15 protein-coding genes are annotated in these 14667 nt (G+C 67.2%); 11 read left to right on the top strand and 4 right to left on the bottom strand.

The genetic code is table 11. From position 1 onward, the window contains the following. The first annotated feature begins 38 nt into the window (after positions 1-38). Genes mrcB through truD form a run of 5 tightly spaced genes read left to right on the top strand, consistent with a single transcriptional unit; the run spans position 39 to position 6687 of the window. A complete protein-coding gene (gene mrcB / locus D575_RS0110225) occupies positions 39-2393 on the top strand; it encodes a penicillin-binding protein 1B (RefSeq protein WP_155985180.1) in 2355 nt (784 codons plus the stop codon). Continuing rightward, positions 2390-2962 carry a tetratricopeptide repeat protein gene (locus D575_RS0110220; protein WP_026182118.1) on the top strand — a complete coding sequence of 191 codons (573 nt, stop codon included), beginning with the start codon at positions 2390-2392 and terminating at the stop codon, positions 2960-2962. Before mrcB ends, D575_RS0110220 begins: the two co-directional genes overlap by 4 nt. A gap of 19 nt (positions 2963-2981) precedes the next feature. Next, positions 2982-4943: an ATP-dependent DNA helicase gene (locus tag D575_RS0110215; protein WP_018145824.1), complete on the top strand. Its 1962-nt coding sequence runs from the start codon at positions 2982-2984 to the stop codon at positions 4941-4943. Next, positions 4934-5617 carry a tRNA (adenosine(37)-N6)-threonylcarbamoyltransferase complex dimerization subunit type 1 TsaB gene (gene tsaB, locus D575_RS0110210; protein ID WP_018145823.1) on the top strand — a complete coding sequence of 228 codons (684 nt, stop codon included), beginning with the start codon at positions 4934-4936 and terminating at the stop codon, positions 5615-5617. The genes D575_RS0110215 and tsaB overlap by 10 nt, the downstream gene beginning before the upstream one ends. A 14-nt stretch (positions 5618-5631) precedes the next feature. Then, positions 5632-6687: a tRNA pseudouridine(13) synthase TruD gene (gene truD, locus D575_RS0110205; protein ID WP_018145822.1), complete on the top strand. Its 1056-nt coding sequence runs from the start codon at positions 5632-5634 to the stop codon at positions 6685-6687. A 7-nt stretch (positions 6688-6694) separates the two neighbouring features. Here the strand turns inward: truD and D575_RS0110200 are convergent, their stop codons facing one another. The 3 genes from D575_RS0110200 to D575_RS0110190 form a co-directional block, all read right to left on the bottom strand. Further along, positions 6695-7126 (bottom strand): PAS sensor domain-containing protein, encoded by a 432-nt coding sequence (locus tag D575_RS0110200; RefSeq protein ID WP_018145821.1) that lies wholly within the window; start codon positions 7124-7126, stop codon positions 6695-6697. Between the two features lie 222 nt (positions 7127-7348). Further along, complete coding sequence (locus D575_RS0110195; RefSeq protein WP_018145820.1) at positions 7349-7957, bottom strand: DUF3365 domain-containing protein; 609 nt, start codon at positions 7955-7957, stop codon at positions 7349-7351. Positions 7958-8209: 252 nt separating this feature from the next. Beyond that, complete coding sequence (locus D575_RS0110190) at positions 8210-8767, bottom strand: Smr/MutS family protein (RefSeq protein ID WP_018145819.1); 558 nt, start codon at positions 8765-8767, stop codon at positions 8210-8212. Positions 8768-8877: 110 nt separating this feature from the next. Between D575_RS0110190 and surE the strand changes: the two genes are divergently transcribed. The 5 genes from surE to rpoS are packed head-to-tail and all read left to right on the top strand — an operon-like array spanning position 8878 to position 12819. Continuing rightward, positions 8878-9648: a 5'/3'-nucleotidase SurE gene (gene surE / locus D575_RS0110185; RefSeq protein WP_018145818.1), complete on the top strand. Its 771-nt coding sequence runs from the start codon at positions 8878-8880 to the stop codon at positions 9646-9648. Beyond that, a complete protein-coding gene (locus tag D575_RS0110180; protein WP_018145817.1) occupies positions 9638-10303 on the top strand; it encodes a protein-L-isoaspartate(D-aspartate) O-methyltransferase in 666 nt (221 codons plus the stop codon). The genes surE and D575_RS0110180 overlap by 11 nt, the downstream gene beginning before the upstream one ends. Before the next feature lie 59 nt (positions 10304-10362). Further along, positions 10363-10947, top strand: a complete 585-nt coding sequence (locus D575_RS0110175; RefSeq protein WP_018145816.1) for a YqaA family protein — start codon at positions 10363-10365, stop codon at positions 10945-10947. 1 nt (position 10948) lies between these two features. Then, positions 10949-11719 carry a peptidoglycan DD-metalloendopeptidase family protein gene (locus D575_RS0110170; protein ID WP_018145815.1) on the top strand — a complete coding sequence of 257 codons (771 nt, stop codon included), beginning with the start codon at positions 10949-10951 and terminating at the stop codon, positions 11717-11719. Positions 11720-11742: 23 nt separating this feature from the next. Beyond that, positions 11743-12819, top strand: a complete 1077-nt coding sequence (rpoS, locus tag D575_RS0110165) for an RNA polymerase sigma factor RpoS (protein WP_018145814.1) — start codon at positions 11743-11745, stop codon at positions 12817-12819. A 55-nt stretch (positions 12820-12874) separates the two neighbouring features. On the opposite strand, the gene D575_RS0110160 is transcribed toward rpoS, so the two are convergent. Beyond that, on the bottom strand, positions 12875-13249 hold the full coding sequence (locus D575_RS0110160; protein ID WP_018145813.1) for an Mth938-like domain-containing protein: 375 nt from the start codon (positions 13247-13249) through the stop codon (positions 12875-12877). Positions 13250-13438: 189 nt separating this feature from the next. On the opposite strand from D575_RS0110160, the gene alaC reads away from it, so the two are divergent. Beyond that, positions 13439-14662 carry an alanine transaminase gene (gene alaC, locus D575_RS0110155; protein WP_018937712.1) on the top strand — a complete coding sequence of 408 codons (1224 nt, stop codon included), beginning with the start codon at positions 13439-13441 and terminating at the stop codon, positions 14660-14662. Positions 14663-14667 lie beyond the last annotated feature (5 nt).

Genomic DNA, 14667 nt, shown 5'->3' with positions numbered 1-14667 from the left:
CATTGCTGCCGTTTCGGTCACCTCGCCCATCACACCCCATGCCGCGAAAAGCCACTACACGTCCCCGCAAGCGAAGCGCGCCCCGAAGGGGCCGACTCCGGCGCCTGTTCGGTGCGGGCAGCTGGACCCTGGCAGGGCTGCTGCTCGCCGGCCTTACGGTGGGTGGCATCTATGTGCATCAACTGGACCGCGAGATTCGTGAACGGTTCGAGGGGCAGCGGTGGGCGCTGCCGGCGCGGGTGTATGCGCGGCCCCTGGAGCTCTATGCGGGGCGGTCGTTGACCGCGGATGCGCTGGAGACCGAGCTGCGCACCCTGAATTATCGTCAGACCCCGGATGGCGCCGGGCCCGGCGAGTTCCGCATCGAAGGCAGTAGCGCGCGCCTGACCACCCGGCCGTTCACCTTTGGGGATGGTCGGGAGCCGGCGCATTCGGTGCGGGTGCGCCTGTCCGAGGGCCGCGTGGAGTCGGTCACCGAGCAGTCCAGTGGGCGCAATGTGGACCTGATGCGGGTGGAGCCGCTGCTGATTGGGAGTATCTATCCGACCCATGGGGAGGACCGTATCCTGGTCGATATTGACGAGGTGCCGCGCGAGCTGATCGGGGCCTTGCTGGCGATCGAGGACCGCCGCTTCATGTCCCATCGGGGGGTGGACCCGGTCGGCATCGGGCGGGCCGCGGTCGCGAACCTGCGGGCCGGACGCACGGTGCAGGGTGGCAGCACTCTGACCCAGCAGCTGGTGAAGAATTTCTACCTGACCCGTGACCAGACGCTGACGCGCAAGCTGAACGAAGCGGTGATGGCCCTGTTGCTTGAGCACCGCTATGACAAGCGGGAAATCCTCGAGGCCTACCTGAACGAGGTGTTTCTGGGGCAGACCGGTGAACGGGCGATCCACGGCTTCGGTCAGGCTGCGCAGTTCTACTATCAGCGCCCGTTGAACGAGTTGCGTCTGGACCAGCTGGCGCTGCTCGTGGGGCTGGCGCGCGGGGCCAGTTACTACGACCCCCGACGTTATCCGCAGCGTGCCACGCAGCGCCGGGACCGGGTGCTGGAGGCGATGGCCGAGACCGGACTGGCCGAACGCGACCGGGTGGACCGGGCGCTGGCGACGGCGCTGGATGTTTCCCCGGTCATGCCGGAAGGGCGCAGCCGCTTTCCGGCGTTCCTGGATCTGGTGCGCCGGGAGCTGCGTACGGATTACGCGGACGAGGACCTGCGCAGCGAGGGTCTGCGGATCTTCACGACCATGGACCCGGTCGTCCAGATGCGCCTCGAGGAACGGCTGGTACGCGGCGTGGACGACCTGGTCCGGCGTCGCGGGGGCGGGACCGACCTGGACGATTTGCAGGCCGCGGCCGTCGTGACCGACCCGCAGGCTGGCGAGGTGCTGGCGGTGGTCGGGGATCGCAACCCGCGTTATCCCGGCTATAACCGGGCGGTGGAGGCCCAACGGCAGGTCGGTTCGGTGATCAAGCCGTTCGTGTACCTCGCGGCTCTGACCAACCCGAACCGATACACCCTGGCGACGCTCCTCGACGACAGCCCGCTGACCCTGCAGCTGCCGCATGGCGAGCCCTGGACGCCACGCAACTTCGACCGCGAACACCGGGGGCCGGTGACCGCGTGGGAGGCCCTGGTGCAGTCCTACAACATCGCTACGGTGCGTCTGGCCGAGGATATCGGGATCTCGCAGGTGGTCAGCTTGCTGCAGACGCTGGGTCTGCAGCGCACGCCGGCCCCGCTGCCGTCGCTGGCGCTGGGTGCGATCGAGCTCTCGCCACTGGAGGTGGCCGGGCTCTATCAGGCACTGGCGAACGGTGGCTATGCGACCGAAACCCGGGTGATCCGCGACGTGCTGGATCAGGACGACGAGATGCTCTCGCACTACGGGCTGTCCCTGCAGGGCGCGGTGTCGGATGGTGCGGTGCGTTTGTTGACCCACGCGCTGCATGACGTGACCCGGGAGGGTACTGGGAGCCGGATCAATGCGCGCCTGAACGGTGAGGTCGTGGCCGGGAAGACCGGAACCACCAACAACTTTCGCGACAGCTGGTTTGCGGGTTTTGATGATCGCCACGTGGCGGTGGTCTGGCTGGGTATGGACGATAACCGTCCGACCGGTCTGACCGGTGGGGTGTCCGCCGCGCCGGTGTGGGCGGAAATCATGGCGGGGATCGGGGTGCAATCCCTGCGCCTGGAGGGCCACCCCGGCATCGACTATCAGGGGGTCGATCTTGCCTCCGGGTTGCGTGTGGAAAGCGATGATCACGCCTGCGAGTCGGTGAAGAGGCTGCCGTTCTGGCAGAATTCGAGCCCCGAGACACGCGCCGAGTGTGATCTGCGCAGTGATTCCAGCCCGCAAGGCTGGTTCGAGAGGCTATTCCGGTGAAGATGTTGTGTACCGCACGATCCCCGTTTCGCGTCGCGCTGCCCGCCGGTTCGGCGTGGCGCCCGGCGCAGTGGTTGGGTGCTGTTGCGCTGGCCGCGCTGCTCGCCGCCTGTGCGACGCCGGCGCCCCGGGATGCGAGTGCCCCGGTGCCCGACGACGGGGATATCACCGGGGAGGATGCAGCGCCCAGCGAAGATCGGGCCGAACCCCGTGAGCCGGAACGCGCGGCGACACCCGCCGCGGCCCTGAACCTGGCCCAGCAGGCCGAGTCCGCGCGCCAGGCTGGGGACACCGCGCGCGCGGAGCAGCGTCTGGAGCGCGCCTTGCGGATCGCGCCGCGGGATGCCGGGCTGTGGCACCAGATGGCCGCACTGCGCATGGAACAGGGGCGCTATCAGCAGGCCGAGCGTCTGGCCGGTCGTTCGTTGCAGATGGTGGGCGGTGAGGACCGCGAACTGGCCCTGCAGAATTGGCGACTGATCCTGAAGGCCCGCGAGGCGCAGGGCGACGCGGGCGGGGCCGACGAGGCCCGCGAGGCGATCCGCCGCCTGGAAGCCGACATTGTCTGACTCGTCGAACGCGGTAACGGTGGAGTCGGCGGCGGTACGGGCCCTGAGCCCGGGCGGGGACCTGGCCACTGCGGTCGCAGGCTTCCGTCCGCGCGAGCCACAGCAACGCATGGCCGTGGCGGTCGAAGAGGCGCTGGCGACTGCGCCCACCGCTCTGCTGGTCGAGGCGGCGACCGGGGTCGGCAAGACCTTCGCATATCTCGTGCCGATCCTGCAGTCGCGCCGGCGTGCCCTGATCTCCACCGGAACCAAGACCCTGCAGGATCAGCTCTTCGATCGCGACCTGCCGGTGGTCTGCGAGGCCCTGGGATACCGCCCGCGGGCTGCGCTGCTGAAGGGCCGCGCCAACTATCTGTGCCACTACCGCCTGGAACTGGCCGCGGCCGAGGCCGGGGGTGCGACCGGCAGCCCCGTGCGCCGCGAGCAGTTGCCGGTCATCGAGGCCCTGCAGCGGTTTGCGCGTACAAGCCCTACCGGCGACCTGGGGCAGGCCGGGATCCTCGCGGAGGACTCCAGGTTGTGGCCGCAGGTCACCTCGACCGTGGACAACTGCCTGGGAGGGGAATGCCCGAGCTACAACGACTGCTTCGTGGTGCAGGCCCGCAAGCGCGCACAGGAGGCCGACGTGGTGGTGGTCAATCATCACCTGTTGCTCGCGGATATGGCCCTGAAAGAAGAGGGCTTCGGCGAACTCCTGCCGGAGGTCGACGCGGTGATTGTCGACGAGGCTCATCAGCTGCCGGATATCGCCGGGTCGTTTTTTGGCATTGCGGTCGGCACGCGCGCGTTGCGCGAACTGGCACGGGACACCCGGCGCGAGCAGGAACAGCATGCCCCGGAGATGCTGGATATCCGCCAGCGCATCGCGGAGCTGGAGGCGAGTGTGGCCGAGCTGCTGGATGCCTCGCGCACCTGGGAGGGCCGCTCCAGCTGGGATACGGTCAGTCCCGGCGGCGAGCTCGATCCGTTGCTGGATCGGCTGGATACGAATCTCGGTTTTGTCGGCGACGCGCTGGAGGCCGCGGCCGCACGGGCACCAGGCCTGGAGCAGCTGCGCGGGCGCAGCGCCCTGTTGCTGGAACGCCTGCGCGACTGGCGCGAGGAGACCCCGGACACGGTGGCCTGGGCGGAGCGTTTCAGTCAGAGCCTGATCTTGCACCGGACACCGCTGGATGCGGCACGGCCGCTGGCACAGCGGCGCGCCGCGCGGCCGGCGGCGTGGATTTTTACCTCGGCCACCCTGGCGGTGGGCGAGGACTTCGGCCATGCGGCGCGCCGACTCGGCCTGCCGGCCGATGTTGCAAGCGAACGCCTGGACAGCCCGTTCGATTTCCCCAATCAGGCCTGCCTGGTCCACCCACAGCCCCCGCTGCCCAATCCGAACGACCCGGGCTATACCCGCGCCTGCATCGCCTGGGCCTGGCCGCTGCTGCGTGACAACCCGGGCGGCGGATTCTTCCTGTTTACCAGCCATCGCGCATTGCAGGAAGCGGCGGCGATCCTGCGTGCGGAGTTGCCGGCGGATCGCGAACTGCTGGTGCAGGGCGAGCAGCCGCGGGGCGACCTGCTGGCGCGTTTTCGAGAGTCGGGCAATGCGTGGCTGCTGGGGGCGCACAGTTTCTGGGAAGGCGTCGACATCCGCGGCGAGGCACTGTCGGTGGTGATCATTGATCGTTTGCCGTTTGCCGCGCCGAATGACCCGGTGCTGCAGGCCCGCGCGTCCGCGCTGGAGGCGGAGGGGCGTTTCCCGTTCATGGAATTCACCCTGCCGCAGGCCGTGCTGGCGCTGAAACAGGGCGCGGGGCGGCTGATTCGGGACGCCGACGATGCGGGTATCCTCGCCTTGTGTGATCCGCGGCTAACCGGAAAATCCTACGGCCGGCGCTTTCTGGCCAGCCTGCCGGCGTTTCACCGTACGCGGGAGCCGGCCGCCGCGCTGCGTTTTCTCGCGCATGCCCGGGGACGCAACACATGCGCTTGATCGCACTGGAGACCGCTTCCGAACAGTGTTCGGCAGCCCTTTATCTTGATGGCGAGATCCATTGTGTGCGCGAGCGCGCGGCGCGCCGGCATGGCGAGCTGATCCTGGGGCAGATCGAGCAATTGCTGCGCGAGGCGGACGTGCCGCGCAGCAGTCTGGATGGCGTGGCCGTCGGACGGGGGCCGGGTGCGTTTACCGGTGTACGCCTGGGGCTGGGCGTGGCGCAAGGGATTGCCTTCGCCCTGGACCGCCCGGTGGTTCCCGTCTCCACGTTGCAGGCGCTGGCCCAACAGGCGCTGCGCGACGATCGCCGGCCGGCGGCCGTGCTTGCGGCGCTGGATGCACGCATGGGGGAGGTGTACTGGAGCCTTTGTCCAGTTCAGGGCGAGCGCGTGGGCATTGGGCCGGAGCAGGTGGCCGCACCGGAGAGCCTGGTCGTGGCCTGGCCGGTGGGCGAGCGCTATGGGCTGGGGTCGGCATTCGTCACCTTCCCCGATTTGGCCGCCGCGCAGGGGCTGGCGAGCGAGGCGGTGGACGCCGACGCTTTGCCCGACGCGCAAGAGGTTGCGCTGCTGGCAGTGGATGCCTGGGAGCGCGGCGAGGCGGTGGCGCCTGAAGACGCGCAGCCGGTCTATGTGCGCGACGATGTTGCCCGGCCGGCATCCCCGCGATGAGTCAGGAGCCCGAGATGAACGCGACACCCTACCCCTGGCGCCCGCCACTGACCGCGATGATCAAGGCGTGCCCGGAAGATTTCCGGGTTGAGGAATTGCCGGCAACGACGCCCGAAGGCGAGGGGGAACATGTCTGGCTGGAGATCGAGAAGCGCCTGCTGAACAGCGAGGACGTGGCGGTCTGGCTGGCGCGCGAGTCGGGCGCAGGCCGAGGCAAGGTCAGCTACGCCGGGCGCAAGGACCGCCAGGCGGTGACGCGCCAGTGGTTCAGCGTGCAATGCCCGCCGGAGTCCGAGCCGGATTGGACGGCCCGGGCCGAGGCCTGGAATGCCGCCCAGGAAGGCGGGGAGGAGGCGGGCCGGATGCGGGTGCTGCAGATCGCCCGCCATGCGCGCAAGCTGCGTACTGGGCACCTGGCGGGCAATCGCTTCGAGATCCGTCTGGGTGATGTGCAGGGCGATCGCGCGGCCGCAGAACAGATCCTCGAGGCAATCCGTAGCGGGGGGCTTCCCAACTACTTCGGGGCGCAACGCTTTGGCCGCGACAACCTGGCCAAGGCGCGGGCCTGGCTGGGAGGCGGTCGCGCGCCGCGCAGCCGCAACCAGCGCAGTCTGCTCTTGTCGGCCGCCCGTTCCGCGATCTTCAACGCGGTACTGGCCGAGCGGGTCCGCCGCGGCGACTGGGACCGGTTGCTGCCGGGCGACGTGGCCAATCTCGAAGGCTCGGGCAGCGTGTTTCCGGTGGCGGAGGTGGATGCCGAGCTGGAGGCGCGCGCTGCCCGGCTGGATCTCCATCCGACGGGGCCGCTGTGGGGCAAGGGTGGGATGCAGACGGAAGGCGAGGTTGAGGCACTGGAGACGGCGATGGCCGCTGGCGAGCCGGCGTTGGCGGAAGGACTGGAGAAGGCGGACGTGAAGGCGGCGCGGCGCGCGCTGCGCATGGTGCCAGGCGCCGTGGAGTGGCGCTGGGAGGGGCATGACCTGTGGCTGACGCTGGAGCTGGGGGCCGGGGAGTATGCGACCGGTGTGCTTGAGGCGATCTGCGTCCCGCGGGCAGCGGATCGCGCCTGAGTCCGCGTCAGGCGGAGTTCCTGAGCTTGCGTTCGGCGCGTTCGGCGCGCTGCTCGGCTTCCACGCGGTCGGTGATGTCTTTCTGGATACCGATGTAGTAGGTGAGTCGGTCTTCGTCGTTGAACACCGGGGTCAGCGACAGCTCGTTCCAGAACAGGCTGCCGTCCTTGCGGTAGTTGCGCAGGGTCACACGGCAGGGCCGGTTTTCGTCGATGGCCGCACGAATCTCCTGGCGCACGCCCTGGTCGGTATCCTCCCCCTGCAGGAAGCGGCAGTCGCGGTAGAGGATCTCCTCGGAGCGATAGCCGGTCAGTTCCTCGAAGGCACGATTCACGTAGATCAGGATATTGTCGTCGCCCTCGCGCTCGGCGATGACGATGCCGTCATTGGAGGCATCCACGGCGAGGGCAAGCAGTTCGGCATCTATGGTTCGCGTCATATATGGCGTTTCGGTCGGGTCTGGGGGTCGTGCGCGCGGAGGGGCGTTTTGCTGGCGCCCCTCTCGGCTTTCATGGCACGAAAATAGCACGTTCCGGTGCGGTTGTGCTCAAGGATGGAGGCTGTGGTGGGCGCCCCGGGATCGTCCCGGCCACAAAAAAGGCCGCCCGGAGGCGGCCTCTTCCGATGGGCCCGGGACTCGGGCCCGATGGTCCCGGAATGCCTACATTTCCTGGGTCACGGTGAAGGCACCGCGCACGTCACCCTCGCGGAAGCCGGTCGCCTGGTCGTCGGGGTAGAGACGTTCCAGCGCGTGCTTGACGTCGCCACTGACGTCGGAGCCGTGGCAGGTCAGGCAGGCGCCGCCGGTCGGGATGGCCGCCATGAAGCGGAATTTCGGGTCACCATCATCGGATTCGACCACGCCAAAGCGCGGCGGCAGATCCGTGGCTGGAGTGCCAGCCGCATGCTGGGCCTCGAAACCCTGCAGGGTCAGGCGTTCCCAGCGGTCGGGGGCGTTGTCCTGGTTGCGCAGCTTCAGGCTGGTTCTGCCGATCTCGATGCCGGTTTCCGCCGAGATGTCACGCGCAATTGCGGGGGCGCGCTCGTTGCACACCTGGATCGCCTCGGTGGGGCCGCCGGACTCCATCGCGGACATCAGTTCGCCCTGGAGGGTGCTGGCAAATTTCTGAATGGCGTCACGATTGGCAGCGATGCGCTCTTGCAGGTCGTCCTGAGAGAGCTGCGGCATGCTGTCTGCGCCCGCTTGGCCGCTGGCGGCAGAGAAGGCGATCAGGCCGAGGGCCAGGGGGGCAAGCTTCCAGTTCTTCATGGCAAATACCTCGCAGTGCAGAGTCCGTTGCGTCCTGTGTTTGTACAAGACCTATACAAAGAATGGACCGATCGTGGATAAAGCGCAAGGACGATCTTCACCAGATGATAGATGAATCCAGGTCAGGATTCCCGGTTCCGCCTTGCGCGTCTGGAGCCAGTCTAAGCATCCAAATCGCAAAATGCGAATATATCGAATGGCGCATGTGAGCGCGCCGTTTGTTGTGTTGAAGATGGTCTCTGGATGTGGCTTTCAGCGCCCGGGATCCGAGCCACGGGGCCGCTTGAGGAGGACATAGACGGCACCGGTGCCGCCGTCGGTCGGCCGCGCGGAGCAGAACGCAAGGACATCGTCGCGCTGGCGCAGCCAGTGGTCGGTCAGCCCCTTGAGTACCGGGCCTTTTTGGCGTGAACGCAGGCCCTTGCCGTGCACGATCCGTACGCACAGGGCGCCGCCCCGGCGGGCATCATCAAGGAACAGGCCGATCGCGCGGCGCGCCTCGGCGGCGAACAGGCCGTGCAGGTCGATCTCGTCCTGTACGCGGTAGTGTCCGCCCCGCAGCTTGCGAAATACGCGCGGGCTGATGCCGGGGCGGGCAAAGCGGAGTTCATCGCCCGGCTGCAGGTCGGCGGCGTTAAGCGGATCGCTCAGCCAGTCGGCGTGGGCGCGCGTCTCGTCGGCCTCTCGCTGGCGTGCCCGGGCTGCGGGAGGCGGGGGTCGGACATCGGCCTGATCACTGTGCAGCCGTCGCACGTTGCCAACGGCCTGCAGGAATTCGTCGAAATCGTTGGGATCATCCCCGGAGTTCATGGCAGGATACTCGCACTTTTCGGGGGGCGGGCGCGATCGAGTCGATTCGAGAGCGTCTCCCTGGACGGTTTCCAGTATATTGAGTGCCCTCCCAACGGCCCTGTTCCTGCATGCGCATTCTGGTTAGCAACGACGATGGAATTCACGCCCCGGGCATCCAGTGCCTGGCGACGCATCTGCGGCGGATTGCCGAGGTGCACGTGGTGGCCCCGGACCGGGATCGCAGCGGTGCCAGCAACAGCCTGACGCTGGTGCGGCCGCTGCGGGCGCGTCACCTCCAGAGCGGTGATGTACAGGTCGATGGGACCCCGACGGACTGCGTACACCTAGCGATCACCGGATTGTTGCAGCAGGAGCCGGATGTGGTCATCTCCGGCATCAATGCCGGCGCGAACATGGGCGACGACGTGCTGTATTCCGGCACGGTGGCAGCTGCGATGGAAGGACGCTTTCTGGGGCTCCCGTCGATTGCGGTATCGCTGGTGGGCCCGGATCTGCAGCACTACGACGCTGCGGCAAGCGTAGTGGTCGAATTGCTGGACCGCATCAACCGAGTGCCGCTGCCGGCGGCCACCATCCTGAATGTGAATGTCCCCGATCTGCCGCGCTCGGAGATCCGTGGTGTGCAGGCCACGCGCCTGGGGCATCGCCATCGGGCGGAGCCGATGATCGCGGACGAGGACCCCCGCGGGCGCCCGATCTACTGGGTCGGGCCGGCCGGATCGGAACAGGACGCCGGCCCGGGTACCGACTTCCACGCGGTGCGCGAGGGCTACGTCTCGGTGACGCCGATCCAGGTGGACCTCACGCGCTTTGACGCCATCGACACGGTGGGACGCTGGCTGGACGACTCGCTCCCGGAGGCGGGACATGGTTCCTGACGCCACCGGCGCCGGTCTGACCTCGCAGCGTGCCCGTGACCGACTGGTGCGGTTGCTGGAAGGGCAGGGCATCCGCGACCCGCGAGTACTGGAGGCGATCCGTTCGATTCCCCGCCACCTGTTTGTCGAGGAGGCGCTCAGCCATCGCGCCTACGAAAACACGGCGTTGCCGATCGGACATCGCCAGACCATCTCCCAGCCCTTTATCGTCGCGCGCATGACCGAGGCACTGCTCGAGGGCGAGCGCCCCCGGACGGTCCTGGAGATCGGGACTGGCTCCGGCTATCAGGCGGCGGTCCTGGCGCAGATCGTGGATCGGGTGTTCTCGGTGGAGCGCATTCAGGCGCTCAGCCGGAACGCCCGCGAACTGTTGAGTCGTCTGGGCATCAATAATGTCAATCTTCGGCACGGTGACGGGGCCGACGGCTGGCCGGACAAGGCGCCGTTCGACGGCATCATCCTGACCGCGGCGCCGAAGGAGGTGCCCGAGGCGTTGCTGACCCAACTGGCGCTGGGCGGGCGCCTGGTCGCGCCCGTGGAAGGCCCGGACGGGCGTCAGCAGCTGGTGCGCTATACCCGGACGGAAGAGGCCTATGTGCGCGATATCCTGGATGCGGTGATGTTCGTGCCGATGCTTCCGGGGGCCGAGCAATGACGGCGGACCGTGCAGGTCGAGGCATTTGTGGCTGAACTGGTCGCGGTGGTACGGCATCGATGAAGCTCTTCGAGCCGCTCTACGACCGGGTGATGGCCTGGTCCCGCCATCGTCATGCGCCGCGTTACCTGGCTGGGCTCTCGTTCGCCGAGTCTTCGTTCTTTCCAATCCCCCCGGACGTGATGCTTGCGCCGATGGCGGCGGCGCAGCCGCGTTCCGCCTGGCGGCTGGCCGCGCTGACCACCCTGTTTTCCGCGCTTGGCGGTTTGCTCGGGTACCTGATCGGGTGGCTGGCGTTCGAGTGGATCGGGCCCTGGCTGCATCAGGTCGGGTACGGCGAGGAGTTAAGCCAGGCCGAGGCCTGGTTTGACACTTGGGGAGTCTGGGTCGTCCTGGTCGCCGGCTTTTCACCGATCCCCTACAAGCTGTTCACCGTGACCGCCGGGGCGCTTTCTATGGCCCTGTTGCCGTTCTTGATCGCGTCGCTGGTGGGGCGCGGGCTGCGTTTCTTCCTGGTCGCGTTGTTCATGGCCTGGGCCGGGCCGCGTGCGGAGCGCCATCTGCGACCGTATATGGAGCGTCTGGGCTGGGCGGCCATTATCCTGCTGGCCGTGGCCATGGCGATCTATCTGGTAATGGACTGACATGCGCCGGCGCATGGTTCAGGGATTGGTGACGGGGTTGGTGCTGGTCCTGGTTGCGAGTGTCCTGGCCGGTTGTGCGGCGCGTGCGCCCAGCGGGGCCTCAATGCCGGACACCCACGTGGTGCAACGCAACGAGACGCTGTATCGCATTGCCCAGCGCTACGGCTTGGAATGGCGCGATCTGGCCCGGCGCAATGCCATCGGTGCCCCTTATGTCATCCATCCCGGTCAGCGCCTGCGGCTGCGAGGTGCGGCGCGCTCGTCGCCGCCCAGTGCGCCACAGGCCTCTTCAGCGCCGCGCACGCGGCAACCATCCTCGGGTGCTTCTGGCCGCGACAGCGGGGGCGGGACCTCGTCCGGCTCTACCTCAAGCTCGTCGACTTCGAGTCCGCCGCCCTCCGATCCGGGGGGCTGGCAATGGCCGGCGGCGGGCGAGGTGTTGCGCGGATTCTCCAGCAGCGGCACGCGCCGAGGGCTTGCGATCGGCGGCGAACGGGGGGATCACGTACAGGCAACGCGGGCCGGGGAAGTGGTCTATGCAGGTGGCGGCCTGGTGGGGTATGGTCGATTGATCATCCTCAAGCACGACGCGCGGTTCCTCAGTGCCTACGGGCACAACGATGAATTGCTGGTGAGCGAGGGTGACCAGGTGCAGGCGGGCGACACCATCGCGCGTCTGGGGTCATCGGGGGCCGAGCGCCCGATGTTGCACTTCGAGATCCGGGTGGACGGGACGCCGGTAGACCCGGCGCGATACCTCCCGGACCGCTGACTCGATCGAGAGCAGGACACTACATGGCCAAGACCCGGCAACCGGCCGCTCCGGAACTGCACAACGACAACCTGACCCACGATCCGGATCCGGAGGAGGCGGTCCAGGTGCCCGAGGATCTGGCCCATCCGGTCGAAAAGATCGAGGAATCCGAGGATCCGGAAGACGTCTCGGAGGCGGTGGTACCCGAAGTCACCGCCGGCTTGAAACCGGAAGAAGGCGCTCCGGTACGGCCGAAAACCCTGCGCGACGCCCGTCCCGCGGAACTGGATGCGATCCAGATCTATCTGCGCGATATCGAATACCGCCCGCTGCTGACTCCCGAGGAAGAGCGCAAGTACGCGCGTCTGGCGCGCGAGGGAGATGAGAGTGGCCGCCGGCGCATGATCGAGTGCAATCTTCGGTTGGTGGTCAAAATCGCCCGTCGCTACCTGAACCGGGGTCTGCCACTGCTTGACCTGATCGAGGAGGGCAATCTCGGCCTCATGCACTCGGTGGAAAAATTCGACCCGGAGCGCGGCTTTCGTTTTTCCACCTACGCCACCTGGTGGATCCGCCAGACCATCGAACGGGCCCTGATGAATCAGGGGCGGACCATCCGCATTCCGGTGCATGTGAGCAAGGAGTTGCGCATGCACGCACGGATTGCGCGCAACCTGACGCAGGAACTGGGCCGCGACCCCACGGAGGAAGAGCTGGCGGAGCGCCTGGGAAGGCCGGTGGCGGAGATCCAGAAGCTACGCGCGATGTCCGAACCCTCCACCTCGATGGATCTGCCGTCGGGCCCGGACGGCGATCGCTCGCTGGCCGATATCCTTGCAGACGTGAATGCGCCCGAGCCCTCCACTTTGCTGGAGGATCAGGATCTTCATCATCTGGTGGATGCCTGGCTGGAAGAACTGGACCACAAACAGCGCGAGGTGCTGGTGCGCCGGTTCGGGCTGCACGGTTTCGAGCGCTCGACCCTGGAGCAGGTAGGGGCGGAGATCGGCGTGACCCGGGAGCGGGTGCGGCAGATTCAGATGGATGCGCTGAAGCGGCTGCGGAAGCTGCTGGAGTCGCGTGGAATGAAGGGCGACGAGGTCCTGCCGAGTTCCTGAGCGGGTTGCCGGAAAGCGCCCGAGCCCTCCACTTTGCTAGAGGATGACGTGTCGCTTATCCGTTAATGATCAGGGCAGCGGCGACGTCGCGGCCCTCGGCCATGATCAGGTTGTACGTGCGGCAGGCAGCCGCGGTGTCCATGATCTCCACCCCCAGACCCTGCGAGCGTAGATGACGCCATACCGCGCGGTCCGGGAATTGCTGGACCGTACCGGTGCCGATTAGCAGGACCTCGGGCGGCGCGTCCAGTATTGCTTGCAGGTGATCCACGCCCAGTTGTTCGACCGAGTCGACTGGCCAGTCGGTGCGCAGTTCGTGCGGGCGCACGATCAGGCTGCGGCTGTGCGCAATCTGGTTGATTCCGACGCGCCCCGACTCGTAGCCGGTCACGATGTAGGAGTCTTCGCTGGTGACTTCGGAAAACAGCATTCCCTTACGCTACTCCGAGCCCGCGACAGGCTCAAGATTCCATCCCCGTCCGGCGGGGTGTCCGAGCCTCGGTTCGTTGACAGCCGAGGGCCCGGGTTATACTTTGGCGCGCTTTCCGGTGCGGCATCCGGAGGGGCCGTTTTGGCCCTGCAAAGCGATCCCCAAGGCCCCAACCAGGACCCAGAATCCGTGACCGACGTCTTTCCCCGTATCGAGCGCCTCCCGCCCTACGTCTTCAACATCGTGAACCAGTTGAAGGCCGAGGCCCGCGCCCGCGGCGAGGACATCATCGACTTCGGCATGGGCAACCCGGATCAGCCGACGCCGCAGCACATCGTGGACAAGCTGTGCGAGGCGGCGCAGCGCGGCGATACCCACCGCTATTCCGTGTCCAAGGGCATCCCGCGGCTGCGGCGGGCGATCACGCGCTGGTACAAGACCCGGTTCGACGTCGATCTGGACCCGGAGACCGAGGCGATCGTGACCATCGGTTCCAAGGAAGGCCTGGCGCACCTTGCGCTGGCGACCCTGGGGCCGGGCGATGCGGTGCTGGTGCCGAATCCGGCCTATCCGATTCATCCCTATGGTTGTGTGATTGCCGGCGCGGATGTGCGCCATGTGCCGTTGACGCCGGATGTCGACTTCTTCGCCGAGCTGGAGCGGGCGATCCAGGACTCCTGGCCAAAGCCGAAGATGCTGATCCTCAACTTCCCGGCGAATCCGACCACCCAGTGCGTGGATCGGGAGTTCTTCGAGCGGGTCGTGGCGATCTGCAAGGAACATGGCATCTGGATCGTGCACGACCTGGCCTATGCCGAGATTAGTTTTGACGGCTACAAGGCGCCTTCGATCTTCGAGGTGCCGGGGGCGAAGGACATTGCGGTGGAGTTCTACACCCTGTCCAAGACCTACAACATGCCGGGCTGGCGCGTCGGCTTCATGTGCGGCAACGCGACCCTGGTCGCGGCCCTGGCGCGCATCAAGTCGTACCTCGACTACGGCACCTTCACCCCCATCCAGGTCGCCGCGATTGCGGCGCTGGAGGGCCCGCAGGACTGCGTGGAGGAGATTCGCGAGCTCTACCGTGTGCGCCGTGATGTCCTCTGCGAGGGGCTGAACAAGCTCGGCTGGCAGGTCGAGAAGCCGAAGGCGACCATGTTCGTCTGGGCGCCGATCCCCGAGCCCTACCGCGAGATGGGCTCGCTGGAGTTCGCCAAGAAGATGCTGAGCGACGCCAAGGTGGCGGTCTCGCCGGGGGTGGGTTTCGGCAACTACGGAGACGACCACGTGCGCTTCAGCCTGATCGAGAACGAGCAGCGTACGCGCCAGGCCCTGCGCGGGATCAAGGCGATGTTCCGCGCGGACTCGATCCTGGCCGACGCCTCCGAGGAAAATCCGGGTTCGGGCAGCTAGTTCGA

Source organism: Thioalkalivibrio sp. AKL6, from assembly GCF_000376905.1.
GTDB lineage: Bacteria > Pseudomonadota > Gammaproteobacteria > Ectothiorhodospirales > Ectothiorhodospiraceae > Thioalkalivibrio > Thioalkalivibrio versutus.
This window is presented reverse-complemented; position numbering and strand designations above follow the sequence as displayed.